Here is a 23,878-nt window from a genome sequence, read left to right as displayed (position 1 = left end):
GAGATGCTCATCGAGGCGGTGCACGCCAGAAAGAGCGTGCTGCTCGCCGGTGACCCCGGCGTCGGCAAGACGTGTCTGCTCCGCGCGCTCCGTCATGCCCTTTCGCCGCAGACGTTTCGCTTGACCTACTGCGCCAACGTGACGCTTGGACGCCGGGACTTCTATCGCCAGCTCTGTCTGGCCCTCGGTCTCGCGCGCTGCAGCACCGCTGGAGACGTCTTCTACGCGGTCAGCACGCACGTCGAGGAGCTCGCGAAGGAGCGCGTATTTCCGGTCTTCGTCCTCGATGAGGCCCATCTACTTCATCAGGACACACTCGATCATCTTCACATACTCCTTAATTACGCCTGGGATAGCCGCGCTTTGCTTTCGCTCGTGTTGCTTGGCTTGCCCGAGCTCGGCGAGCGGCTCCGCGTGCGCCGCAATCGCTCCCTGTATTCACGCCTCCATTACCGATTGACCATTGACCCGCTCACGCCGGACGATACGGCCGACTATCTGCGTGTACGTCTCGGCCGAGTCGGCTGCACGAAAGAGCTCTTCACCTCGGACGCGATCGCGATGCTGCACGAGGCGGCCGCTGGTAGCCTGCGCGACACCGATCGACTCGCCACCGCCGCGCTCCGCGCCGCTGCGCGCAAGAAGCGCAAGCTCGTCGAGCGCGACGTCCTGAGCCGCATCCTGCAGCTGGACGCAGAGGAGGCCGGATGAACCCCGTCCCCCTGGCCGAGGGGGACACGCGGCGCGGCGACGCCGCGGGCAGCGCAGCCGCCGCCCTCGTCGCGGCCCTCGCGCTCGCCCGCGACGCGCTCACCGCGCGCTACCCGGGCGACCCGGATCCGCTTTGCCCTCGCCTCTACGCCGTCGACGTCGTGCTCCACTACCTCAATCGGCTCGACGACGCTCTCGCTCGCTACCACGCCGTCCTCGACGGCGATGACCGCCTCCCCCTCCGCATCGACTGAGAGCGCCGGCGCTCTGCGACCGCCGCAGTCACCCGGCGCATCGCCTCGCTGCAATCGCGGTGAGCGGAGATCCAGCTCGATGATGGCCATCACAGAGCCGGATCTTCCGGCCATCAAACAGCCTGCTCGGTAACACGCCCCCGCCCCCGCCGGCCCCCGAGCCTGCGCTCGCGGTGGCCCCTGCGCCCCCTGAGCTGCCCGAGCTGCCCGCGCCGCCTGCCGCGGGATCCCCGCTGGCTTCTCCGTCGGGGATCCCCCAGATCGCGTTGCAGCCGAGCGCCGTGCTCAGGGCGGCGCACGCCGCCAGGCCGGTCCAATAGGTTTGTCGCATCGCGGTACTCTAGCGCCGCGTGCTTTCGGTGGAGAAGCCGGACGCGCGCGCGACGTCGGTTTCTGATCGACGCGCGTCGACTCCCGTCGGCAGGCAGACGCTCAAGGCGCCAGCCCCGCTGCCACGGTTGGAATTTGGCGACCACCTCGTCCACCATCACGCGATTGCGTCGCGTGCGTTCACATGCTTTCTAGTCTCTTCGTCAATCGCTCGCGCGGCGAGCGCCGCGTGACCAACACCATATGAAGAGGTACCTTGCTTTATCACAACGATTCGCTTCGATTGGTTCTTTGCCTGGCTCTCGGGCTCTCGGCGGTGGCTTGCTCCGATGACGATTCCACGGGCACTGGCGGCGGCGCCGCCTCCAGCACGACCAGCAGCGGCAGCGGCTCCAGCCAGGGCGGCGGCGGCGCTGGCGAGGGCGGCGGCGGTGCGCCGGCCGGCACGGGGGGCGAGGGCGGCGGTGCGCCGGCTGGCACGGGGGGTGAGGGCGGCGGCGGTGCGCCGGCTGGCACCGGGGGCGAGGGCGGCGGCGGTGCGCCAGCCGGCACGGGGGGCGAGGGTGGCGGCGCGCCTCCGAGCGATCCCGCCTGCGGCGCGGACACCGCGGCGTTCGCCGATGTGGAGCCCATCCTGACGAGGAGCTGCGCGAACCAGTACTGCCACGGCAGCGCCGGCGCACCGTCCGGCGGGCTCGACCTCCGCGCGAGCGCGGCGGTGGGCAAGCTCGTCGATCAGGACAGCGGGTCTTGCTCCCGCGAGCAGGCGCTCGTCGTGCCGTTCAAGCCGAGCAGCAGCTATCTCATGAACAAGCTGAAGGATGTCGGCCTGTGCGACCCTGACGAGAGCAGGATGCCGCCGGGCGCGCCGCTGCCCGAGGCCGATATCAAGACGATCAACGACTGGATCTGCGCGGGCGCTCCCGCCCGCTGATCTCTGCCTCGCTCAGCGCACGTTGGTCCAGCCCTCCCGGCAATCGTCCGGGAGGGCTCGGCAGCTACGGCCGCAGTCCAGGATCCTCGCAGCAGCGAAGCCCGATCTCGTGGAACCGGAGCATCGATCCATGCGAGTCGTCGATACCGGGCCATGATTGCCGTGCTCAGGAGTCGGCCCCACCGCGAGCGCGGGCGCCGGGAAGCCGAGATTGTGGCGATAAGCCCCGCGCACGTAACTGACGCGTCCGATGCTCCTCGCGCTCAGGGCCACGCGCCTGCCGGCGGTCGTCGAGCGCGGAAGCTGAGCGTGCCAAGCGCGGGGGATGGAGTTATGGGTAGCTTCATGGTGCGGCGCTTGGTGGGACTGCTGGTATTGGGGCTCGTAGCGGGCTGCGACGGCACGACGACGCTCTCGCCGGGCGAGGAAGAAGCGACGAACGACGGCAGCTCCAGCGCTTCCGGAGGCACTGGCGGTGGTTCCGCCGGAACGCCCGGCGTCGGCCCCATCGACGAAGCGGCGTTGCCGACACGGTTGCCGATGAGCTGCGGCGGCGGGCGCACGTCGCTCAGCTTCGCGCTGCCGTGCCACGTCGGCTTGAGCCTTCTCAGCGGCGAGGACGAGCCGGGCCATCACGTGGTGGAGTGTGAGCTGGCGGATTTTTCTGGTACCGCCGTCGCCTTCTCGCTGCCGTTGGTGGAGCTACCCCGGCTGTTGAACCAGCCCGTGCAGCTACCGTTCGACGCGTTTGCGCCGCCTTCGGGTCCGGGCGCGATGATCGATGGCGAGCGCTTCGTCGGCACGCTCGAAGGTACCGCCACCGTCCGCCAGGTCGATCTGAAGGGGCGAGCCTTCGTGGCCGACTTGCAAAAGGGCCACGTCGCTTGGACCGGCGAGCAGGGCAGCCAGTTCGAGTGCAATACCATCGACGGCCCGCTCTGGGCCGTCGCCGGCAATTTCTTGTGAACGGCTATTGGCGCGGCACGACGCGCATCGCCGGCCTGGGCAGATCCACCCTACCGGCGCCGATGTGGAAGCTGACGTTCGGCGACTGATTGTGCGCCGACGGTTCGGCACGGCTGTGCTCGACGCCGCGAGCACATGTCCTACGGCCCTGGCCGCGGATCCTTGCAGCAGCGAAACCCGATCTCGTAGAACCGGAACATCGGTCCATGCGAGTCGTTGGTCCCCCGGCACCCCGCCCACGGCTTGGACCAGTAGCCGCCCTTCAGCGACGAGCGGTGTGGCCACTCGGGGCGCGAGGTCGACACCCACTCTTCGACGTTGCCGACCAGGTCGACCACGCCGTAGGGGCTCACGCACGCTGGATACGAGCCCGACGGCTCCCCCTGCCAGAGCCGCTGCGTCTCGGCGGCCCGCACCGCCGGGTCGTCGGACGCGAGCCGCCGCTCGCTGATCCCACGGTACGGCTTGCTGACGTTGCAGGCGGCCGGATCGTGCGCGTAGCCGTAGGGGAAGGGGAGCGAGGACGGCCCCTCGCAGGCGAGCTCCCACTCGAACTCGGTGCAGAGGCGCTTGCCGACGGCGGCGCACTCCCGCTCGGCCTCGATGAAGCGGAGCATCACGACCGGCAGCGCGCCGGCCCGGTTCGGCCACTCGTGGCGGTCCATGCACGTGCGCACCGGCGTGAAGCGCGGCTCGGCGGCGAACAGGCCGGGGAAGAAGTCGAAGCAGTGGCCGCCGCGGTAACTCGTGCAGATGCGCTGCACGTTCTCGGCGTGGGTGCCCTCGACGAGCACCATGTCGGGCGGGCAGGACGCCGCGGGTCCGGGCCGGGGCGGCGCGTCGGCCTGGGCGAGCAGCGGGGCGAGCAGGAGGTCGAGGAGCACGCGGCGGGTCTCTATCGCAAAGCCGCGCGGCGGACGAGAGGCCGCGCGGCGGCTCGCCTCGATCCGCGCCCGTGCGCCCGTTGCGCCCGTGCCGCGCTCGCGCTCGGGCGCCCACCTGGGGTACTCTCGCGGTCTATGCGAATGGCGCTGCTCAGGATGCGCGCCGCTGCGCTCGCCGCCCTGGCGTGGGGAAGCGCCTGCGGTGGCAACGTGGTGGTCGACGGGATGCCGGACGGGTCAGGAGGCGCCGGGGCGACGAGCTCCAGCGCGATCAGCACGGGCGCGCTCGCGGTCAGCGCGGTCAGCGTCGGCGTGGGCGGTTCCACCTCGGTGACCGTCGGCGTGGGCGGCTCCAGCGCGATCAGCACCAGCGCGACCTGGATGGCCACGTCGGGGACAGCGAGCGCCTCCACCGGGGCGGGCGGCGGCGATGCCTGGTCGTCGTGCATGAAGTTCTGCGAGACCTATACGGATGCCTGCGGGCAGGTGGAGCCGGGGCAGTGCGAGGGGTTCTGTAAGGGGTATGTGAACGAGGCGCCCCAGTGCAACGAGCCGCTCGCGCTGTTCTTCGACTGCGCGACGAACGGCAGCATCGACTGCGACTTCGTCCTGGAACGGTGCCGGCCGTTCCTGGCCGAGTACGACGCGTGCCAGGCCAGCGGCGGCTGCACGCCGCTCGAGTGCTTCGCCGATCGCAACCGGGCCTGCTCCTGCAAGGGCTCGTGCCCGAACGCGGCGTTCGCGGTCGAGTGCCGCCCCGACATGCGCAGCGGGATCCTCTGCTCCTGCTTCGTCAACGGCGACGAGGTGGCCACGTGCCAGGATTTCGGCCCGGCGTGCGACCTCGCCCATGGCTGTTGCGAGCCGATCTTCGACGAGTTTCGCTGAGGGGCGCCCGCGGCGTTCGCCATGGAGGGCCAGCCGGGGAGCGCGGCGCAGGGCGGAGCGCTCGCCGAGACGAGCGCGCGCTGCGTGGGGGCGCGGGTCGACGCGGCGCTCGCGCCCGGGCGCGCTCCTGGGCTACTCTTGCGGCCCATGGGAATGACGATGCTCAGGATGCGTACCGCTGCGCTCGCCGCCCTGGCGTGGGGGAGCGCGTGCGGTGGCAACGTCGTCGTCGATGGGATGCCCGACGGGTCAGGAGGCGCCGGGGTGACGAGCTCCAGCGCGATCGGCACGGGCGCGTTCGGCTCCAGCGCGATCAGCACGGGTGCAGTCGCCGCAAGCGCGGTCAGCGTCGGCGTAGGCGGCACCAGCGTGGGCGGCTCCGGCGTGGGCGGGTCCACCGGGGTGACCGGCGGCGGGGGCGGCTCCAGCGCGGTCGGCACCGGCGTGGGTGGCGCCGGCGGGAACGGCTCCAGCGCGGTCAGCTCCAGCGCGACCTGGATGGCCACGTCGGGGACAGGGAGCGCCTCCACCGGGGCGGGCGGCGGCGAGGCCTGGTCGGCGTGCGTGCGCTACTGCGAGCGCTACGAGGAGGCGTGCGGGGCGCTGGAGCCGGGCGGCTGCGGGACGATGTGTGACACGGAGCTGGCCCAGGCGCCCCGGTGCAACGATCTGCTCGTCCCGTTCTTCGACTGTCTGATGAACGGCAGGTTCGACTGCGACCTCATCGGGCCCCGGTGCCAGCGGTTCCTGGACGAGTACAACGTGTGCGCGAACGGCGACGGCTGCCCGGGGATCGCGTGCGCCGGCAATCCCGGCGGGGCCTGCAGTTGCAAGGGAGCGTGCCGGGGCGTGGTCGTCGCGGCCGAGTGCCGCACCCAGAGCTTCGGCAGGACCCTCTGCTCCTGCTTCGTCAACGGTGAAGAGGTGGCCTCGTGCGAGGACCGCGGCGAGACCTGCGAGCTCGGGCTTCGCTGCTGCGGGCCGTACTTCGAAGCGTTGCGCTGAGGGGCACGAGCGGCGTTCGCCATGGAGGACCACACGGGGGGCGCGGCGAAGGGTGGGGCGCTCGCCGAGGCGCTCGCGCGCTGCGTGGGGGCGCGGATCGACGCGGCGCACGCGAACCCGGCGACGGGGCTCGTCGCGCTCGCCGTCTACGGCGGGACGCGGTGCGTGCTCGGCGCCGGCATCGGGCCGCGCGTTTCAGGGGTAGGGATCCTGCCGAGGCTGCCCCGGCTCCGCGCCGGCGCGTCGCACCCGCTCGTCGCCGCCATGAGGGCGCACCTGGTCGGCCGCCGCGTGCTGGCGATCGAGGTGCGGGGCGACGGCATCGTGATCGTCGCGGGTGATGATGATGCGGTCATGGTGGAAAATGACCGAGGTGGTGGAGAGGGCGCACCCGGGTTGAGGTTGGCCGCGCCCGAACCCGGGTTGAGGCCGGCGGCACCGGGGTTGGGGTTGGCCGAACCCGGGTTGAAGCCGGCGGTCATGGTGGAAAATGACCGAGGTGGTGGAGAGGGCGCACCCAGGTTGGGGTTGGCCGCGGCCGAACCCGGGTTGGGGCCGGCGGCCGCACCCGAACCCGGGTTGGGGCCGGCGGCCGCACCGGGGTTGGGTTTGGCCGAACCCGGGTTGGGGCCGGCGGCAGGCCCCGGACCCGGGTTGGGGCCGGCGGCAGTTCCCGAACCCGGGTTGGGGCCGGTGGCGTCCCCACCCAGGTTGGGGGCGTCCCCGGGAGGGCGGCTGGACCTCACGCCGGGACGCCGCGGCGAGGCGCGGCTGCTCGACGCCGCCGGCCACCTGATCCTCCGCTGGCCGCCTCAGGGGGGCGCCCCGCAGGCAGCGGTCGCTTACCCGGCGGATCCGCTGGCCGCCGGCGCGGCGCTCGTCGAGGCGAGCGACGACGCCGCCGCCGGGCAGGAGAAGGCGGCGCTCGCGCGCGCCGTGAAGACGCGGCGCGCGGCGCTCGAGCGCAGGGCCGAGGCGGTGCGCGGCGATCTCGGGCGGCTGGGCAGCGTCGCGCGCCTGCAGAAGACGGGGCAGCTCCTGCTCGCGCAGGGCGCCCGTGTGCCGCGGGGCGCCGCGAAGGCGCTCCTCGACGACTGGGAGACCGGCGGCAAGATCGAGGTCGCGCTCGACCCGGCGCGCCCCGCCAAGGCGCAGGCCGAGGCCTTCTTCGCCAAGGCGCGGCGCTACCAGCGCGGCGAGGCGGTGATGCGCGCGCGCCTCGCCGAGACCGAGCGCGCCCTCTCGGCGATCGCCGCGCTCGAGGCGGACGTCGCCGCGGCGGAGGCGCGCCCCGAGTCGCTCGATCCGCTCGCGCAGCGCGCCCGCTCCCTCGGCGTCTCGCGCGCGGAGCTCGCCGGCGAGCCCGGGACGTCCGGCGCCCGCGCCCTCGGGGCCGGGCGGCCCGCGCCGCGGCGGCCGTTCCACGCCTACCGCAGCGCGTCCGGCGCGGCGATCCTCGTCGGTCGGGGCGCCGAGGACAACGACGCGCTGACGACGAAGCACGCGCGGCCGCACGACCTCTGGCTCCATGCGAAGGGCGTCACGGGCTCGCACGTCGTCGTGCCGCTCGCGAAGGGGGCGAGCTGCCCCGCGGACGTGCTGGTGGACGCCGCGACCCTGGCGGCGCACTTCAGCGACGCGCGCGGCGAGGCGGTGTGCGAGGTGAGCTACGTCCAGCGCCGCTACGTGCGCAAGCCGCGCGGCGCGGCCCCGGGCGCGGTGGTCTACGACCGGGAGAAGGTCATCGCCGTCCGCATCGAGGACGGCCGCCTCTCGCGGCTGCTCGCGACCAAGGAAGAGGGCTGACGCCGCGCACGGCCGGCGGAGGCCACGCCCGGCGGCGCAGCGCTTCGCCCCCGGCGGAGCCCGCGCCGCCGGCGGGGGCCGCCGTCAGGTCGCGAACGCCGCCCGGACCTGCTCGTTCAGCTGATCGAGCCGGCGCGCGGGGAGCTCGGCCGCGCGGGCGAGCGACTCGATGACCGCGCGCTCCGCGTCGGAGATCCCCTCGCTCGCGTGGGCGACCGCCAGCGCGATGATGATGCCCTCCTCCACCGCGTCGCAGTCCATGAGGATCTCCGCGAGCAGGCGCACCCGCGGCTCGACGCCCGCCGCGGCGATCACCTTCAGGCTCGCCTCGATGAGGTAGCGGACGAGCTCGACGTTGAGCTGGGCGCCGAGCATCGGCTCGATGAGCTGGCGCAGGGCGTCGATCTCCTCGGCGTCGACGGTGCCGTCGGCGTTCGCCACGAGCGCGCCGAGGTCGACGATCGGGGTCGGGTTGTACTCGTTGAGATCGAAGCGGGCGCGGAGCAATCCGGCCGCCTGCTGGACCAACTCGGGAGGCTTCATGTCTCCACCGCCCCGGCGATTCGCCTCATGACTCACCACCTTTCGGGCCGCGGCGCCGCACCGTCTCGGATTCGCTGAGGCCGAGGCAGAGCTGCGCCCGGAGCGCGCGCAGCCGCGCGAGCACCTCGGCCGAGGCCGACTCGGCCTCGGCCCGCTCGATGGTCGCGTCGAGCGTCGCGAGCCTGCCTGTCTGGAGCGCCTTGAGCGAGTAGGTCATCTGCACGAACGTGTCGAACAGGTCCCCGAGCTCATCGCCCTTTCGCAGCCCCTCTCCGATGGTGAGCCGCGTCGTGCCGACCTGGCGGCAGAGGCGCTTCAGCTGGTGGACCGGCCCCACGATGCGCTGGGTGATGAAGACCCCGAGCACGCCGAGGACGGCGAGGAGGAACGCGCCGCCACCGACGAGGATGCCGAGGAGGCGACCTTGCAGCGCCTCGACGTCGGCGCGCCGCTTGGCGACCTCTGCCAGGTTGCGCTCGTACTCGCGGTTCGTCTTCTCGAGCTCCTCGTCGAGGGTGCTGCCGAGGTCGGCGCCGTCGCCGCCCAGGGCGGCGGTGCTCATCTTGAGGATCTTGGCGCTGTTCGCCGCCTCCTTGAGCGCGAGCTCCGCCTGCGTCGCCGCGTAGCGCGCCTGTTCGTTCGCGACGCTCGCGGTCTGCCAGATGACGAGTCCGAGCGCCAGCATGACGGCGAGCACCACCGAGACCAGGAGCCCGGTGTATTTGAGCTGGAATCGCGGATTCAGGAGCAGCTTGCGGCGGGATGCCGGGCGGGCCGTGGCGCGATCCTGGGCAGGTGAGGTCATGAGGGCTCGTCAGCGGGCGCGCGGCATCGTCGCGTGTCCAAGATAGACCAGGAGCGGGCCGCGCCGGTGCGACCCCCCACGAAAACGCACTGCGGTCTCCGTGGTACAGCATTCCGTGCGCCGGTCGCAAGGCCCAATCCGCGGGCGGGGCTCCGACGCGGTTCGCGGCTTGTGAGGGCCATGAGGCCGCGGCGCTGGTTGTCCGGGGCTGGCGCGGCACCGCCGCAGCGGCGCGGCGTGATGGTGCACCCGGCCGGGGCATCGTGTGAGCTCCTGTCGGGCCCAGTCGGGGCACAGGAGGTCGTCGGCGTCGCGCGAGGCGTCGTTCGGCCCCGCCCAGCTCAGGGAGAGCAGCGGCACGGGTGCCCCGGTGATTCCCGATCTCATCGTCATGAGTGATGAGCTCGACAGCGGCTCAGGGGTGGCGTTCGTTCCGGCGCCCGAGGCGCTGCCGCTCCACCACACGGCCTGCAGTCGCTAGAGGCAACCGCAAGCGAGCGAGCCTTCGCGCACCGAAAAGCCGTCGGCATCGGCGTCGTCGGTCCAGAAGAACGGCTTGACGCCGCCGCTGCACTCCGCGTCCGGCGCGAGCGCGATGCCTTCGTTGTTGGAGTCCGGCAGCCCGCTGGGGGGACTGAAACGCCGCTCCAGCACGAAGCGCCCGAGCGCGTCGTCGATACCGAAGACGGCGGATTGGTTGTCGCACGTGTCGTCGCAGGATGCCCACAAGCTCCCGGTGTCACGGTCGAGCTCGAGCCCCATCACGCCCGCGAGCGGCGTCGAGATGCTGGCCACCAAGGTGGCCGCGCCGCCCTCGTGATTCAGCGCGAAGGCGTACACCTTGCCGGTCTCTTCCACGCCCACCAGAAACAGGCCGGCGCCGTGCTCGCCGTAGTCGCTCGGGACGTAAGCTCGGGCCTTGCTCTCGTCGAAGAAGTGGTGCGCCGTGAGCAAGCTGTCAGCCGCCCAGGTGACCGCTTCCAGGCCCGCGTTCGCGTCGACCTCGGGCAAGAGCGCGGTGAGGTTCCACTCGTGAGTCGCGGTCAGCGTCGCTCCGGCGGCCGTCACGTCGTAGCGCAACACGGACAGCCGGCTCACGGACGGATCGTCCGTGTCGCGCTCGGTGCACACGTAGACGCCCGCGGCGCTCGTGGCGGCGAGCGTGACTCCCTCCGCGTCGGGGGTGCCCTTGCCGTTCGGGTAACGTAGCCGTTTGCCGGAGGCCCAGTCCTTGGAGGTGTCCGGCGCGTAGCTCGCTCCGCTCTTCAACAACCGAAACAGCCTGGCGGAGAGGTTGTCGGTCGCCCACAGCACTCCGGGTGCCTCGTAGGTCAGCCCGCTCAGATCGCTCTCGAACGCGTCCTCGCTGTCGAGCGTGCGTACCTCGGCCTTGCCAGGCCACGGCGACATCTGCGTCGAGCCCGCCGGGCACGCGCCGTCACCGCCCGCCCCCGCGCTCGCACCACCGGCTCCGGCGCTGTCGGCGGCTCCGGCGCCGCCAGCGTTCGGGCTGCCGGCCACGCCGGTCGAGCCCGCGACAGCCGCAGCGCCGCCGCTCGCTCCCGCGCCGCCTGCTTGTGCTGCGCTCCCGCTCGATCCTCCTGCCGCGGACGAGACGCCGGCCGCCGACGTACCGCCTGCTCCGCCCGACGGCGCTGGCAGCGGCGGCTCGCTCGACCCGCTGCCGCACGCGGCCAGCCATGCCATGGCGACGACGGTCGCATGAGGCCGGAGGTTCATCGTCCTCTTCCCCTCGGCCTTGAGCTCTCGCCAACCGGTCGCCGGCACCAAGCAACGATAGCACTCGAGCGCGCCACGTCACAACGGCTGATATTCGAGATCCTCCGCGCGAGCGCCAGCGTGGTGTAATGCCAGGGCGACGAGGGACTAGCGCAGCGGGGCCATGTCCCGCATCAGATAGTCGATGCAGGAATTCCAGGTGGAGGGCTCGAGGAGCTGCGCGAGCTCGTCGGATGAGCCGCCGAGCGCCGCTTCTTCACCCGTGCCCATCGCATCCATGAGCCGCCGCAACCTGGCGTCGTCGCCGCGAACGAAGCAGCGGACCATGCTGGCCGCTTGCACATAGAACATCAGGGCATCGTCCGTGCGGAGCGTGTAGGGGACCGCCTGCTCCATCAGCTGCAGGGGCATCGGAGCGTGCCTCACCTGCTCGAGCCTAGCCGGGGCGAGCCACCATATCTCTTGCGCGATAACCATGGCAATGCCCTCTTGCGCCCAGGCCGGCCCCAGCATGCCGTGGCTCATCAGCACGTGATGCGTGTACTCGTGCACGACGCTGGTCCGAGTGTCCGCGCGCGTCGTGACAACGTGCAGCGCGCCGTCGTAAAAGGCGACCACGTCGCGGTTGGTGCAGGCAGCAGCCGTGAGCAGGTCCGTATCGAGGTACGCGAAGACGTCAGGGCGCTCGGCTTTGAGCTCCAGCCGGTAGAACACCTCCCGTTCCGCATGCTCGAGGTGATCGAGAAGGCGCAGGTGCGCGTCGTCCGGCAGCCTGGGGTCGACGTACAGGCGCCCGGCATCTCCCCACGTCTCGTGGCGGAAGTGGGAGATCAACGTCTCTTGCGCGCCGGCTGCCTCGCTGGGGTCCGTGCACAGCCCGGGCTGTAACCTCCGCCGGAATGCGGACTGCTCCGGCGGGCGCGCGGGGCGCGGCGGGGCGGCTGGCTTCGTGGGGGCATGGTGGATCGGACGCTCGATCGGCTCCTCATTGAGGGGGGGAGACGGGGGCTCCTGGGGGGCTTGATCTTCCGGACCGCGCGCCGAAGCCCGCAGCGGTATGGGCTCGGTGGGAGGCTCGCCAGGCGCCGGCCGGCTCGGGACGGAGATGGCGCTGGGCTGCAGCGCGGGAGGGGAGGGTGGCTCGGGTGCGGAGGCGCCAGCTCGGACCACCGGCGGTCGCGGCCGCTGCGGGGTGGGGGTGCTCACGATACCTGAGGCCCACGCGATCACCGCGATGACCATGATGAATCCGAGGCCGAGCGCGAGGCGGCGAGCAAGTGTCACGGTGCGGTGATGGCAATCAGTGCGCCGCGTAGATTCACGTGATTCGAGGTACTGCACGCGGTTCGTGCTGCGTTATGGTGGACAAATCTTCGAACGCAAGCAGCATTATCGACGATCTGTGGCGACCCACCCAGGTTTGCGCGCCGCCGCTGGGTCAGTAGCGGCGGCCGAGGCCGTTCGCCGGTCATCCAGGGTGCTCTCACGCTGCGCCGCGGACGACAGGCACGATCGACCCCGCTCGCCCGCTACCGGTGCAGGGGTTAGAGCCATCGGAGCCACGCGCGCAGCACGGACTCCAGCGCCGCCTGCTTCGCCTGGACGTCCTCACCGTCGCTGAACGTCACGAGGCAGCGATCCTTGGCAAGCCACTCCAGGAGGCCAGCCGGGTCCGCGATCTCGAGCCCCTTCGCCGCTGTGTCCTTCACCTTGGCTCCGAGGTGAAGGATGAGCCGGACGCGGTCCTTTGCGCGCAAGTTGAACGTGGCGAAATGCTCGGTTGTCCGGAAGCTCGGTGCGTTCCACTTGATCTCCTCGCGGATCGCCGGGTTGACGCCGAGGATGATGTGCCGGAGGGCCACGATCGCCTCCTTCCGCGGATGATCCAGCTCGCGCAGGAACGCGACGACGGCCGGGCTCTCCTGCGCGCCGGCGGGCGTGGCGGGCGCGGCGGGCGCTCCGGGGGCCTCCCGAGGCTCGCGCCTTTCGGGCGACCCCTTCTGCGCCTTCGCTCGCGGCTTGCTCGGCTTCTCGGTTGCGCGCTTCATGATGTGTTGTACGCCTGACTCGATGGCCCGAGCTCCAGCGCCCTTTCAGGGGATCTCGCGTGACCCGACCGTCGTGATCGGACGCGCTTAGGGTGAGAAAAGACGAACCGACGCGAGGATGTCAAGGCGGTGAGGTCGGCCTCGGAGAGGGTGAGTGGCGTGGCCGCGCGGAGGCGGCCCCACTGCGCGGCGGAGAATCCCTCGTACCCGGCGGCGACGTCCATGCTCGGCCGGGGAGGATGATACGCCACGAGCGCTCCCGGCGAGCCGCTTCTCGCCGCGCGGTGGCACGTGCGATCATCGCGGCATGGACATGTCCTTTGCGCCCCGCGCCGCGTTCTCGGTTCTCGCTGCCGTGCTCTCCCTTCCCGCGTGCGGGGCGCGCAGCTCCCTCGAAGGCGACCTCGGCGCCGGCAGCGGCATGGGAGGCAGCGGCGGCGCCCCGGCCGCCTCGACCCACGCGGCGTCCTCGGCGTCCGCCGTGTCGACCGCCTCGGCCTCGATCGCCGCCTCCTCGTCCGCCGCGTCGTCTTCCACGGGCGGCGGCACGAGCAGCGGCTGCAGCGACGGCACCCGCGAGGGCTTCCTCGACGAGGCGGTCTATCCGCTCATCGCCGCCTGCTCCGGCGGCTGGTCCATCCCCGGGATCCTCACCGCCACCGCGCCGCGATGCGCCCACCTCGCCGGCAACGACAGCGCCAACCCCACGGGGCTCAGGTGCGGCGCCGCCGACCTTTGCGCGCCCGGCTTTCACGTGTGCGCAGGGGCCGAGGACGTCGCCCGCCGCTCGCCCACGGGCTGCGAGGGCGCGCAGTTCGGCCCCGACCTCTTCTTCGCCACGCGCCAGGGGAGCACTGGGTGCGCGATCTGCGCGACCGGCTCGCTCGAGGACTCCCCGTCCTGCACGGGCTGCAGCTGCGCCCGGGGCTGCGCGACCTCGCCGCTCACGGCCAACGATCTCTTCGGCTGCGGCTCCATGGGTGACGCCCGTGTCGCCGCGAGCTGCGGCGTGCTCGATCGCTTCTCGAACGATCTGTGCGGAGCCATCGGGTCGATGTGGAATTGCCGCGGAGATGGCAGCGGAGATGGCTGCGATGAGGCCAACGTGGTGACGAAGACGTCCGACAAGGGCGGCGGCGTGCTCTGCTGCGCGGATTGACCGCGCCGACGCGCCGCGCTCCCGCCGCCACGGGTCCAGCCCGGGTCGGAGCGCTCCGGCGCAACGTGCTTCCCTCCCTCGACGGCCGCTCGTCGTCCCGCGCTTCCCCCTCCTGCCGTCCACATAGCGTCCGTGTCAGGCCGCGACGAGCCCGCCATCGATGGGCAGGGCGACCCCGGTCACGAACGACGCTTCGTCGCTCGCCAGGAAGAGGGCCACCCGAGCCGGCTCGATCGGGTCCGCGAACCGGCCGATCGGGTGGCTCGCGAGGACGTGTTGCTCCACGGCCCCATCCTTTATCCACCTGTCGAACATTGCGGTGTGCGTGCCCCCGGGGCAAATCGCGTTCACCCGCACGTTGCGAGCAGCGAAATCGATGGCCGCGGCCTTGGTCAGCCCGATGACGCCGTGCTTCGACGTCACGTACGCGGACAGACCAGGCGTCGCCACGAGGCCTCCGACGGAGGACGTGTTGACGATCGCGCCCCCGCCGGCCTTGAGCATCTCCGGGATCTGGAACTTCATCGACAGGAAGACGCCCTTCAGGTTGATGTCGATCACGCGATCCCACTCGTCCTCCTCGAGCTCGGGCAGGCTCTTGATGACCTGCTCCACGCCTGCATTGTTGAACGCGACGTCGAGCCGCCCGTACCTCTTCACGGCGGCTGCGACCATGGCGGCGCAGTCGGACGCGCGCGACACGTCCGCCGGAACGAAGATGGCTTCTCCCCCTCGGGCGACGATCTCCGCGGCCGTCCTCTCGCCCTCGGCCACCCGGCGAGCGGCGATGACCACCTTGGCGCCTTCCTGGGCGAACAGCAGCGCTGCGGCCTTGCCGATTCCCATGTTTCCACCCGTGATGAGCGCGACTTTTTCTTGCAACCGTCCCATAGGATTCGCTCCGGATCTGTGGGCCTGATGAACGACAGGCCATGTCATGCCAGCGCGCGGCGCCGAGGCGCTCCGCCGCGCGTCGAGGAGGGCAGCGCCCGAGTCGAAACGCAGCGGATCGCCTGCGAACGCGACGTCCGTCAGATTCGCGCGCAAGCGGGTCGAGGATGAGCCGAGGATGACGAGACCCGCGACCTCGGGACGGAGGATGTCCACCCTCCGCCGGCGCGGCTTGGGCGAAATTGACGGGACCCGCGCAGCGTGCGATCCACGGAAATGGGCCTGGCGCGGTGCGCGCTGGCTCACTAGGATCCGGAGCATGCCGAGCGCTTTGCCAGCCGGCGACCCGGACGATCCGCTGCGTATCGAGATCGTGCGACCGAAGGCGCTTTCCGGCGTGACCGTGGCCCGCTGCCGCAGCGATGCTCGGCGCCACCGTTCCGTGAAGGACCGCTTCGCCTCGGTCTCCTTCACGGCCGGCCAATGCGCGTGGTGGGCGCGCGGGCGCGCTTGGACGGCGACGCCGGGCGCGCTCGCGCTCATGCTCCCGGGTGAGGTGCATCGCGAGGAGAGCCGCGATGGGCCGGCGCGCTTCCAGGTGGTGCTCTTCGACGACGCGCTGGTCGACGAAGCGCGCCTCTCGCTCGGAGGCCGGCCCTTCGCGCTCCCGCCAGGCCTGTTTCTCGAACGCGGAGAGCCCGAGGGCGCGCCGCTCCTCACCCTGCACGCGCTCGTCCGCGAGGGCGACGCCGAGCCCCTCGCGCTCCAGACCGCGCTCGCCGAGTCGCTGCGCTCCGTCGTCGCGCTCACCAGTCCGGGTCACGCCGGGCGCGGGCGCCCGTACGCCTGGGGCGCCCCCCTGCGCCGCGCATTCGAGCTCATCCGCGAGCGCTTCGTCACCGCGCTCTCTCTCGACGAGATCGCTCTGCACGTGGGGCTCGACAAGTTCCAGCTCATCCGCGCGTTTCGCGACCAGCTCGGCGTGACGCCGTATGCCTATGTGACGCAGCTGCGAATCGGTCGCGCCCGAGCGCTCCTCACGCGGGGCGTGCCGCCGTCCGAGATCGCCGCGCGCGTCGGCCTCTACGACCAGAGCCAGCTCAACCGGCATTTCAAGCGCATCGTCGGCATCACGCCGGGACAGTTCGCGCGCGCCGTGGTGTGAGCGCGCCTCCGCCCGCGGGGAGAGGGACGTCAGCGCAACTCAATAGAATTCGCTGCGGCAGGAATCAACGGACGATCACGCGCACCGGAGCGCCGGGCATACCGCTTCCAGATACGGCGCCTTGGCCAGCGCCTCGGGGTCCGGATCCGCGCCCAGCGCCGTCAGCTCGTCCTGCAGCCGGGGCAACACGGCTGGCGCGTGTCCGAGAAAATAGAGCGCCCAGGTGAGCGCGCCCGCGGTCGTGCTGTGCCCCGCGAAGAGCAGCGTGTGCAGAGCAGCTTCTCGAGGCGCGCCGCTTCCGTCGGCGCAGTGACCCCGAACACGAGGTGGATGATCGTCTGCAGCGAGATCGTCTGCATGAGGTCCTGCGCCACCAGCTCCAGACCCGGCTTGAGGTCCCGGGAGTGCTGCTGGGCCAGGTCGCAGATCTGCTTCCCATACTGCAGGCGGGCCGTACGCTCCAGAATGCCGCTTTACGCCGCGAGGAGCAATCGTTGGCGCAGGAGCCCCACGCTGGCGTGGCCGTACATCTGGCGCTTGAGCACCTTCAGCTTCGTCACCTGATCCTCGGTCTGCCCGTTGCTCCACGTCGACCGGGGCACGTTGCTCAATGTTGAGCACCACCGCGCCTTGTCCACCGGGAGATGAATGCGACCCATGTTCCGCGTGGACGAGCCAGCCCACCCGGATGGGTTCGCGGCGTCCCGCTCGCCCCTGCGCGGGGGCGAGCCAAACGACGCGGATCCCGCTCACGCCGCGCGACGCGGAGCACAGCCGCGACGCACAAAATGGAGGACCGCTCCAGGCGAAGCTTCCACGAGCCACGATCGGCTGTATGCTCTCGGGCATGAAGGACCCGAAGCACCTGCCCCGACCCGAGGGCCAGGCTCATGGCTGGTGAATCCTGCGGCATCTGCGGCGGCGACGGCCGCATCGCCAACTCGTTCTCCGGCACCACCGCCTCCTGTCCGGGCTGCCACGGCACCGGCCGGCGCTCGGACGACACCGGCTTCCGCGACGTCACCAAGACGAAGCCTTCCCACTTCCGGCAGCCGAACAAGCAGGCGGCCGTCGAGAAGCCGGAGGGACCTGCGTCGCTGGAAGGCATCCAGCTCGCCAGGGAGGTGAACGCGGCTGCACATCTCTCCAGCGGGACGAAGGCCAAGCTCACGCTCGAGATCATGGAGCATGAGGGCACTCACGGAAAGTGCACCCAGACCTTCATCAAGAAGGTCCGCAAGCAGCTCCGTCCGCCCGGATCGTGATCGGCGCAGGGCAGCCGCGAGCGCCATGTCATGCATCTGGTGCCGCGATCACTGGGTAGCAGTTTTCCTTCTCGGGTGGTGGCTACGTCACGAAATATCAAGGCGCCGGCGAAGCAAGGCGCTGCTCGTCGTGCACGATCACGACGAGCCCGCAGGCCACGCTCAGAGGTCGAACAACGTCCCCTGCCGGCTCGGCCGCCTGAACGTCGACTCGCCCTCTCGCTCGATGTACTCGCCGCTGCCGCGCGCCACGTTGAGCCCGAGCCGCTGGCAGTGGACCTCGAAGAGCCGCTGAATCGCCGCCCAGCGCGGGCCCGCGCCCTGGAAGCGCGCCCCGAAGGCGGCCTCGTTCATCTTGCCGCCGCGCATCTCCTGGATGCCGCGGCGGACCTTGGCGGCGCGGTCCGGGAAGGCCTCCTCGAGGCGCTCGTCGAAGACCGGGAGCACCTCGCGCGGCAGGCGCAGCGGCATCATGAACGCGCTGTCCGCGCCAGCGGCCCGGGCGCGCTCCAGGAGCTCCGGGACATCGCTGTCGTTCAGGCCGGGGATCATCGGCGACAGCGAGATCCCCGTCGGCACCCCCGCGTCGGAGAGCGCCCGCATCGCCTCGAAGCGCAGCGACGAGCGGCTCGCATACGGCTCCATCTTGCGCGCCACCGCGTCGTCGGCGAACGGGATGCTGAAGTGGACCCGAGCGCGGGCCCGGCGCGCCAGCTCGCCGAGCAACGCGGCGTCGCGCCGCACGAGCGCGCCCTTCGTGATGAGCCCGACCGGGTTCCTGAACGCGAGGCACACCTCGAGGCAGCGGCGGGTGAGCTCATAGCTCGCCTCGAGCGGCTGGTAGCAATCGACATTGCCCGAGAACACGATCGTGTCTCCCTGCCAGCTCGGCTTGTTGAGCTCCTTCTCGAGCAGCTCGGGCGCATTCGACTTGACCACGATCTTGCGGTCGAAATCCGTCCCGGCGCCCCACCCGAGGTACTGGTGCGACGGCCGGGCATAACAGTACGCGCACGCGTGGAGGCAGCCCCGGTACGGGTTGACGCTGAACCGGAATGGAAGATCGGGGCTGTCGTTCGCGGTCACGATGGAGCGGGCCTGCTCCTCGAAGATCTGCAGCGTCGCCGGGGGCGCCTCTTCGAGGTACTCGACCTGCGTCGACGACCAGGGGTTCGGAGGGTTGTTCACGGGGCGCGGCATGGTGCGGAGTACTCCGGGCGAAGAGGCGAGCGCTGCGAGCGCAGTCTAGCGCGTCCCGGTCAGGATGGGAGCATTTGTTCAGTAGAGGCCGGCGGGCTCCGCCGGGGCGCCTGAGACGCACCGGTCGTACCGGCGGGGAGGCCACGGCGGGAAGAGCGGATTGACGCGGTAGGGGAGCCCTGCTGGCATGGACGCCCTCAGTCGAGACGGGGGAGGGAAATATGGCCGAGCCGAGACAGCCTGGGTTCGATCTCCGCAGCACGTACCTGCACCTCGCGGACGCGGGGGATGCGCTGCAGATCGATGTGAAGCCGACGTTCTGGCAAGAGCTCATGTCCGACGAGCCGGCGGGCGCCGAGATCCGGCGGGTCAAGCGCGTGGATGGCTGGCTCGTGACGCGGTTTCACATGGCCGAGGACACGCCCCGGTGGGAGATGCACCCGGCCGGGGACGAGATCCTGTACCTCCTCTCGGGCGCGATCGACGTGGTGCTGCAGGACGAGGGCGGCGAGCGGGTCGTCGCGCTGCGCGCAGGGACGGCGTGCACGGTGCCGCAAGGGGTGTGGCACCGGATGATCGTCCACGAGCAGGGGGATTTCTTGGCGATCACGTTCGGCAAGGGGACGCAGCACCGAGCGGTGTAGTCGCCCCACGGCGAGCCCGCCGTCCGACGCCTCAGCCCCGCCCTGCGTGGCGGCGGTGCTCCACCATCAGGCAGCGGTCCTGCACGACCAGGATGCCTGCCTCGACCAGCCGCTCGGCCACCTGGTCGTTCCGGATGCCGCTCTGCAGCCAGACGGCGCGCGGCCGGGCGGCGAGCAGGTCGTCGAGGTGCCCGGCGACGTCCTGGCCCCGCCGGAAGACATCGACGATGTCGATGGGGCCCGGGACGTCGGCCACCCGGCGATAGACCTGCTGGCCGAGGATGGTCTTCACGTCAGGGTAGTAGACAGGGACCGGGATCACCTCCACACCCGCGCCCTGCAGATAGCTGGCCACGTAGAACGCTGGCTGATCCGACTGCGCCTCGGTCTTGATGCCGAGCACGGCCACCCGCCGCGCCGAGCGCACCAGCTCCGCCACCCGGGCCTCGTCGTCGCTTACATCGCGAATGTCGTCCATGGAAGGAGTCTACGCCCCCGGGCGCGGCTCGGCGACGGATCCCCGCGCTCGGGCCGTGGCAGAGTTGTGGCAGACTCGGCCGCGTGAACCTCGACCGGCTCCTCGCGCTCTGGGCCGACCTCATCCGCTCTCCCGCCTCGCTGCCCGTCGCGCTGGCGCTCTCGGCCTCCGTCCTCGCGCTCGGCTTCTTCGCCTACCGCCTGGTCTTCGCCTCGCTCTCGCGCCTCGCGGGCGCCACGCAGACGTCGCTGGACGACCTCCTGGTCCGCCGCATGCGGCTGCCGGCGCGCATGCTCGTCGCGCTGCTCGCGCTGCACGCGTTCATCTCCCTTCGCGGGGGAGAGCTGCCCACGCTCCACAAGGGCGTGCTCCTCCTGGAGCTCACCCTCGCCGCGTACCTCGCCATCGAGATCGCCGAGACCCTGGTCATCGACTACTGGCTCGCCGAGCGCAGGAAGGTGCTGCTCCCGGCGCTGGTGCGGCACCTCCTGCTCACGATCCTCTACCTCGTCGCCGGCCTCTCGATCGTCGGCGCGGTCACCGGGGTCGACCTCGTGCCGCTGCTCGCGACCTCGACCGTCATCACGGTGGTCCTCGGCCTGGCGCTGCAGGACACCCTGGGCAACCTGTTCGCCGGGCTCGCCCTGCACTCCGAGCGCTCGTTCGGCGTCGGGGACTGGATCCTCGTCGACGGGGTCGAGGGGCAGGTGATCTACGTGGGATGGCGCTCCACGCGCCTCCGGACGTTCTCCGGGGACGTCGTGATCCTGCCGAACTCGATCATCGCCAAGGCGCGCGTCCAGAACTTCTGCGCGCCGGACCGGAACTGCGCGCGCAACATCGAGATGCTCGTCGCGCTCGCCGCCTCCTCCGAGGCCGTGGAGCGCGCCGCCCAGCGCGCCTGCAGCGAGGTGCCCGAGGTGCTCCGCGAGCCCGCGCCCAGGCTCTGGCTCGCCGCCGTCACGCCGCTCTTCCAGCGCTACGTCATCAAGTTCTGGATCGCCGACTTCGAGCGCCACGATCTGCTGGAGTCCGAGGTCATGAAGGCGTTCTTCCGCGCGTGCCGCGACGAGGGCGTGGCGCTCAGCCCCGCGGTGGCGCAGCCGGCCCTCGCCGTCGAGATACGGCCTCCAGCTGGCGCCGCAGGGCCCGCCGAGGGTGCTGCAGGACCCGCCGGCGCCGCAGCACCCGCCGCCGACCCGAGGGCGGCGCCGGCGGTCCTGGCGGCGATCGTCGTGGCGCCGGCCGCCCCGCCGCCGGGCGGCCACGGCTGATCCCGCGCGGGCTCAGCGGCCCGATTTGCCTTGGTGCAATCGCCCCGGCGCTGTACCCCAGCGGTATGCCTGATCACCGGACCATCTCTTCCAGCAAGGTCGCGATCGTGGGTGCTGGCAGCGTCGGCGCGACGATCGCTTATGCGAGCCTGCTCCGCGGCGTGGCGAAGCAGATAGCCCTGTTCGACACGAACCGGGCCAAGGTCGACGCCGAGGTGCTCGACCTCAACCATGGGCTGCAGTTCGTCCCGGTGGCCACGCTCGACGGCAGCGATGACGTCGAGGTCTGCCGCGGGGCGGACGTTGTCGTGATCACCGCCGGTGCGAAGCAGAAGCCCGGGCAGAGCAGGATGGACCTCGCCACCGCGAACGTCGCGATATGCCGCGAGCTCCTGCCGAGGCTCCAGGCCGTCGCGCCGGACGCGCTCTACCTGCTCGTCACCAACCCGGTCGACGTGATCACGTATGTCACGCTCAAGCTGACAGGCCTCCCGCCCGCCCGCGTGATCGGCAGCGGCACGGTGCTCGACAGCAGCCGGTTCAGGTTCCTCATCGCGAGACGGCTCGACGTGGCCGTGCAGAACGTCCACGCGTACATCGCGGGAGAGCACGGGGACAGCGAGGTGCCGCTGTGGAGCAGCGCGAACGTGGCGAACATCCCGCTCGACGCGTGGTCCGTGCCCGGCCACGGCGCGCTCGGCGCGAGCGACCGGGCGGAGATCTTCTCCAACGTGAAGAACGCCGCCGCCCAGGTGATCTCCGGCAAGGGCGCGACGAACTACGCTATCGGCCTCGCGACCGCCAAGATCCTGGAAGCCCTGCTCCGCGACGAGAGCCGCGTGCTGCCCGTCAGCAGCCTGCTGAGCGGCTATCGCGGGATCGACGACGTTTGCCTGAGCGTGCCGTGCATCGTGAACCTGTCCGGCGTCGAGTCACAGCTGCCCATACCGATGAGCCCCGAGGAGGAGGCCGGCGTCCGGGCCAGCGCGGACACGATCCGCAAGGCGATCCGAGCGCTCGGATTCTGAGGCGACCCCGTGCGGCCGTTGCCCATCTTCAAATAGGCCTTCCTCGAGGTGTGCTGCGTGGCGGCGGCCGCGGCTCACGGCGCGCAGCGCGTCCCTGTCTTGAAGCTCCAGCAGGCGGCGCTGACGCCGGCGTGGCCTGCGCTGGATGACGACTCGAGTCCTCCCAGACCGCCTTCACCCGGCTCTCCAGGGATGAACTCCTTCAACGACGGCACGACAGCAGGGGCGGCGTCGTAGGCGATGCCGATCGCATGTCCGCCGCGCCCGCCGCCTCCGGGGCCGCCATCGCCGCCACGACCGCCCATCCCCCCAGCCCCGTTGTCGGGCGCATTCGTATCGTTCCGGGTCGTGCCGCCCGGCGCACCTCGCCCCCCTTCTCCGCCGCTCTGTCCTGCGGCGCCGATTCCTCCATGGCCGCCATGACCCACCGTGACGGTCACATCGGCCAGGCCCAGCTTCGTCTCGGTGCTCACGATTCCGAGGCTGGACCCGCCGGCTCTCCCGCCTGCGCCGCCCTTGCCGCCGCATCCGCCTGCGCCTCCACCCCCACCTCCAGGGGCAGCGCCGTCTGCCGGACGTCCGTCGATGAAGGTACAAACGACGCCCAGCACGCGTGCGCCAGCTCCCCCTCCGCCTCCCTGGCCCGGCTTGCCGGGCTGGCCGGGGGCGCCGTCGCCGTCTGTGATGCCGGCGAGGGTCAGCCTCCCGTCATGGCCGCCTTCGCCAGGCGTCCCGCTGGCGCCAGTGGCACCGGCGATGCCGGCTTGGCGGGTTCCCGAGGCGTCGACCGTGCCTCCAAATCCGTCCGGGGGCGTGCTCGCGAGCGGCTTGCCGCCCTCACCGGGTTGCGCGGGCGTGGAGGGCAGACTCACGGAAAGGGGCGACGTCTCCCCGGTCCCGCCCGGGCCACCATCGGTGACCACGTCACCGCACGTCATCCGTCCGGACTCACCACCGTGCGCGGGAACTACGCAGGCATTCGTCGGTGCGTGCGCGCCCTCTGTCGGAGCGTCTCCCCCAGCGTCTGCCGCGGTCGCCTCCGGCTCACCGTCGGCGCCGGGCATGCCGTCGCCGGCCCGCACCTCGAGGTGGCTCAGCTCGGCCGCGATGTCCGCCACGACGACCGCGATGGACGACCCGCCAGGCTCCGTCGCGCTCGCCGCGGAGATCACGAATCCATGCACCTTCGCCCCGTCCGCGTCGCCCGTCAGGGTCAGCGCGACCTGCCCCGCCGGCCCCGCGATCGTGCTCTTCGCATCCGAGCTCTGCTTCCACTCTCCATTGCACGTGAAGTCCCCACGCACCTCGATCCCCGCGGGCAGCGTCACGGCCTCGGCGAAAGGATGGCCGGCGCATGCGCAAACCGTCCCGCCCTTCGCGTCGTCGATCGCGTCTTGCAGGCGCGCGTGGGGAGCGTCGCGCGTCCCGGCGCCTCCGGGCGCAGCGCTCGCGCTCGCGAACACGTCGCACCCGACGACCGGCCTCGGTCCTACAGGCTCCTCGTACATTCGCGCCCGCTGGCACGCGGTCGCGCACAATGCCGCGGCGAGCACAGCGGCGCACCGGAATCGATGCGTCTTCTCCAACGGATTGCATCGCATGAAGTCACTCCTCCGTGTCACTGTCGTATGCTCAGCGAACGACGTGCGCCGGGCTCATGTACAGCGGAGACCCGACCGCCCCGCCTGGCATGGTGTGGAGTCCGCCGTTGATCGAGAGGTTCCTGGCGACGCTGAAGTCGAGCACCTTGACGACCCACCCGTCCTGTTCAGCCTCGACATGCGCCCCTCTCGCGGCGAAGCCAGCGCGCCGTGAACGGACCGCATCGGGTAGGCCGCGCCGGACGCAGCTCGACGTCCA

Annotated in this window: 27 protein-coding genes; 14 read left to right on the top strand and 13 right to left on the bottom strand. The window is 71.3% G+C overall.

The features are described 5' to 3' along the window. Positions 1 to 3: 3 nt before the first annotated feature. Positions 4 to 711 (top strand): ExeA family protein, encoded by a 708-nt coding sequence (locus WMF39_RS28925; RefSeq protein WP_437739713.1) that lies wholly within the window; start codon positions 4 to 6, stop codon positions 709 to 711. Continuing rightward, positions 708 to 965 carry a hypothetical protein gene (locus tag WMF39_RS28920; RefSeq protein ID WP_437739712.1) on the top strand — a complete coding sequence of 86 codons (258 nt, stop codon included), beginning with the start codon at positions 708 to 710 and terminating at the stop codon, positions 963 to 965. Before WMF39_RS28925 ends, WMF39_RS28920 begins: the two co-directional genes overlap by 4 nt. Positions 966 to 993: 28 nt before the next feature. On the opposite strand, the gene WMF39_RS28915 is transcribed toward WMF39_RS28920, so the two are convergent. Continuing rightward, positions 994 to 1,296 (bottom strand): hypothetical protein, encoded by a 303-nt coding sequence (locus WMF39_RS28915; RefSeq protein ID WP_437739711.1) that lies wholly within the window; start codon positions 1,294 to 1,296, stop codon positions 994 to 996. A 315-nt stretch (positions 1,297 to 1,611) separates the two neighbouring features. Between WMF39_RS28915 and WMF39_RS28910 the strand changes: the two genes are divergently transcribed. Together WMF39_RS28910 and WMF39_RS28905 are read left to right on the top strand one after the other, a co-directional pair. Beyond that, positions 1,612 to 2,229, top strand: a complete 618-nt coding sequence (locus WMF39_RS28910; protein WP_437739710.1) for a hypothetical protein — start codon at positions 1,612 to 1,614, stop codon at positions 2,227 to 2,229. A 345-nt stretch (positions 2,230 to 2,574) separates the two neighbouring features. Then, the gene (locus WMF39_RS28905) at positions 2,575 to 3,195 is read left to right on the top strand and encodes a hypothetical protein (protein ID WP_437739709.1); all 621 of its coding nucleotides are present in this window, start codon (positions 2,575 to 2,577) and stop codon (positions 3,193 to 3,195) included. A 140-nt stretch (positions 3,196 to 3,335) separates the two neighbouring features. On the opposite strand, the gene WMF39_RS28900 is transcribed toward WMF39_RS28905, so the two are convergent. Beyond that, a complete protein-coding gene (locus WMF39_RS28900) occupies positions 3,336 to 4,079 on the bottom strand; it encodes a formylglycine-generating enzyme family protein (RefSeq protein WP_437739708.1) in 744 nt (247 codons plus the stop codon). Positions 4,080 to 4,214: 135 nt separating this feature from the next. On the opposite strand from WMF39_RS28900, the gene WMF39_RS28895 reads away from it, so the two are divergent. The 3 genes from WMF39_RS28895 (at position 4,215) to WMF39_RS28885 (ending at position 7,778) form a co-directional block, all read left to right on the top strand. After that, complete coding sequence (locus WMF39_RS28895; RefSeq protein ID WP_437739707.1) at positions 4,215 to 4,967, top strand: hypothetical protein; 753 nt, start codon at positions 4,215 to 4,217, stop codon at positions 4,965 to 4,967. 21 nt (positions 4,968 to 4,988) lie between these two features. Continuing rightward, entirely contained in the window at positions 4,989 to 5,972 is a 984-nt protein-coding gene (locus WMF39_RS28890) for a hypothetical protein (protein ID WP_437739706.1), read from the top strand. A gap of 693 nt (positions 5,973 to 6,665) precedes the next feature. Next, entirely contained in the window at positions 6,666 to 7,778 is a 1,113-nt protein-coding gene (locus WMF39_RS28885; protein WP_437739705.1) for an NFACT RNA binding domain-containing protein, read from the top strand. An 84-nt stretch (positions 7,779 to 7,862) separates the two neighbouring features. Here WMF39_RS28885 and WMF39_RS28880 read toward each other — a convergent pair whose 3' ends face one another. After that, entirely contained in the window at positions 7,863 to 8,321 is a 459-nt protein-coding gene (locus WMF39_RS28880; RefSeq protein WP_012237886.1) for a tellurite resistance TerB family protein, read from the bottom strand. A 25-nt stretch (positions 8,322 to 8,346) separates the two neighbouring features. Further along, complete coding sequence (locus WMF39_RS28875) at positions 8,347 to 9,126, bottom strand: sensor histidine kinase (RefSeq protein ID WP_437739704.1); 780 nt, start codon at positions 9,124 to 9,126, stop codon at positions 8,347 to 8,349. A gap of 265 nt (positions 9,127 to 9,391) precedes the next feature. Between WMF39_RS28875 and WMF39_RS28870 the strand changes: the two genes are divergently transcribed. Further along, a complete protein-coding gene (locus WMF39_RS28870; RefSeq protein ID WP_437739703.1) occupies positions 9,392 to 9,607 on the top strand; it encodes a hypothetical protein in 216 nt (71 codons plus the stop codon). Here the strand turns inward: WMF39_RS28870 and WMF39_RS28865 are convergent. The 3 genes from WMF39_RS28865 to WMF39_RS28855 all read right to left on the bottom strand — a co-directional run bounded on the left by WMF39_RS28865 (position 9,604) and on the right by WMF39_RS28855 (position 12,914). Beyond that, positions 9,604 to 10,914, bottom strand: a complete 1,311-nt coding sequence (locus tag WMF39_RS28865; protein WP_437739702.1) for a lamin tail domain-containing protein — start codon at positions 10,912 to 10,914, stop codon at positions 9,604 to 9,606. The two genes, WMF39_RS28870 and WMF39_RS28865, sit on opposite strands and share 4 nt — an antisense overlap. Positions 10,915 to 11,013: 99 nt before the next feature. After that, positions 11,014 to 11,700, bottom strand: coding sequence for a translation initiation factor IF-2 (locus WMF39_RS28860; RefSeq protein ID WP_437739701.1), 687 nt, complete (start codon positions 11,698 to 11,700; stop codon positions 11,014 to 11,016). Between the two features lie 710 nt (positions 11,701 to 12,410). Next, a complete protein-coding gene (locus tag WMF39_RS28855; RefSeq protein ID WP_437739700.1) occupies positions 12,411 to 12,914 on the bottom strand; it encodes a DUF1801 domain-containing protein in 504 nt (167 codons plus the stop codon). 307 nt (positions 12,915 to 13,221) lie between these two features. Between WMF39_RS28855 and WMF39_RS28850 the strand changes: the two genes are divergently transcribed. Next, positions 13,222 to 14,073 carry a hypothetical protein gene (locus WMF39_RS28850; RefSeq protein WP_437739699.1) on the top strand — a complete coding sequence of 284 codons (852 nt, stop codon included), beginning with the start codon at positions 13,222 to 13,224 and terminating at the stop codon, positions 14,071 to 14,073. Between the two features lie 135 nt (positions 14,074 to 14,208). On the opposite strand, the gene WMF39_RS28845 is transcribed toward WMF39_RS28850, so the two are convergent. Further along, positions 14,209 to 14,964 carry an SDR family oxidoreductase gene (locus WMF39_RS28845; RefSeq protein ID WP_437739698.1) on the bottom strand — a complete coding sequence of 252 codons (756 nt, stop codon included), beginning with the start codon at positions 14,962 to 14,964 and terminating at the stop codon, positions 14,209 to 14,211. 208 nt (positions 14,965 to 15,172) lie between these two features. On the opposite strand from WMF39_RS28845, the gene WMF39_RS28840 reads away from it, so the two are divergent. Further along, positions 15,173 to 16,129 (top strand): helix-turn-helix domain-containing protein, encoded by a 957-nt coding sequence (locus tag WMF39_RS28840; protein WP_437739697.1) that lies wholly within the window; start codon positions 15,173 to 15,175, stop codon positions 16,127 to 16,129. Between the two features lie 75 nt (positions 16,130 to 16,204). Here the strand turns inward: WMF39_RS28840 and WMF39_RS28835 are convergent, their stop codons facing one another. Together WMF39_RS28835 and WMF39_RS28830 are read right to left on the bottom strand one after the other, a co-directional pair. Next, complete coding sequence (locus WMF39_RS28835; RefSeq protein ID WP_437748045.1) at positions 16,205 to 16,402, bottom strand: cytochrome P450; 198 nt, start codon at positions 16,400 to 16,402, stop codon at positions 16,205 to 16,207. Positions 16,403 to 16,602: 200 nt separating this feature from the next. Then, positions 16,603 to 16,731 (bottom strand): hypothetical protein, encoded by a 129-nt coding sequence (locus tag WMF39_RS28830; protein ID WP_437748151.1) that lies wholly within the window; start codon positions 16,729 to 16,731, stop codon positions 16,603 to 16,605. 288 nt (positions 16,732 to 17,019) lie between these two features. Between WMF39_RS28830 and WMF39_RS28825 the strand changes: the two genes are divergently transcribed. Beyond that, positions 17,020 to 17,394: a molecular chaperone DnaJ gene (locus tag WMF39_RS28825; protein ID WP_437739696.1), complete on the top strand. Its 375-nt coding sequence runs from the start codon at positions 17,020 to 17,022 to the stop codon at positions 17,392 to 17,394. A 162-nt stretch (positions 17,395 to 17,556) separates the two neighbouring features. Here WMF39_RS28825 and WMF39_RS28820 read toward each other — a convergent pair whose 3' ends face one another. Then, the gene (locus WMF39_RS28820) at positions 17,557 to 18,594 is read right to left on the bottom strand and encodes a PA0069 family radical SAM protein (protein WP_437739695.1); all 1,038 of its coding nucleotides are present in this window, start codon (positions 18,592 to 18,594) and stop codon (positions 17,557 to 17,559) included. Between the two features lie 221 nt (positions 18,595 to 18,815). Between WMF39_RS28820 and WMF39_RS28815 the strand changes: the two genes are divergently transcribed. Further along, the gene (locus WMF39_RS28815) at positions 18,816 to 19,238 is read left to right on the top strand and encodes a cupin domain-containing protein (protein ID WP_437739694.1); all 423 of its coding nucleotides are present in this window, start codon (positions 18,816 to 18,818) and stop codon (positions 19,236 to 19,238) included. A 31-nt stretch (positions 19,239 to 19,269) separates the two neighbouring features. Here the strand turns inward: WMF39_RS28815 and WMF39_RS28810 are convergent, their stop codons facing one another. Then, complete coding sequence (locus tag WMF39_RS28810; protein ID WP_437739693.1) at positions 19,270 to 19,716, bottom strand: CoA-binding protein; 447 nt, start codon at positions 19,714 to 19,716, stop codon at positions 19,270 to 19,272. A gap of 83 nt (positions 19,717 to 19,799) precedes the next feature. Between WMF39_RS28810 and WMF39_RS28805 the strand changes: the two genes are divergently transcribed. After that, on the top strand, positions 19,800 to 20,990 hold the full coding sequence (locus WMF39_RS28805) for a mechanosensitive ion channel family protein (protein WP_437739692.1): 1,191 nt from the start codon (positions 19,800 to 19,802) through the stop codon (positions 20,988 to 20,990). Between the two features lie 65 nt (positions 20,991 to 21,055). Next, complete coding sequence (locus tag WMF39_RS28800; protein WP_437739691.1) at positions 21,056 to 22,018, top strand: L-lactate dehydrogenase; 963 nt, start codon at positions 21,056 to 21,058, stop codon at positions 22,016 to 22,018. A 74-nt stretch (positions 22,019 to 22,092) separates the two neighbouring features. On the opposite strand, the gene WMF39_RS28795 is transcribed toward WMF39_RS28800, so the two are convergent. Next, a complete protein-coding gene (locus WMF39_RS28795; protein ID WP_437739690.1) occupies positions 22,093 to 23,619 on the bottom strand; it encodes a hypothetical protein in 1,527 nt (508 codons plus the stop codon). Positions 23,620 to 23,878: the final 259 nt, after the last annotated feature.

The sequence above is a fragment of the Sorangium sp. So ce1504 genome (assembly GCF_051521635.1).
Lineage (GTDB): Bacteria > Myxococcota_A > Polyangia > Polyangiales > Polyangiaceae > Sorangium > Sorangium cellulosum_B.
Note: the sequence above shows the minus strand (reverse complement) of the source record. Positions and strands in the feature narration are given on the sequence as shown.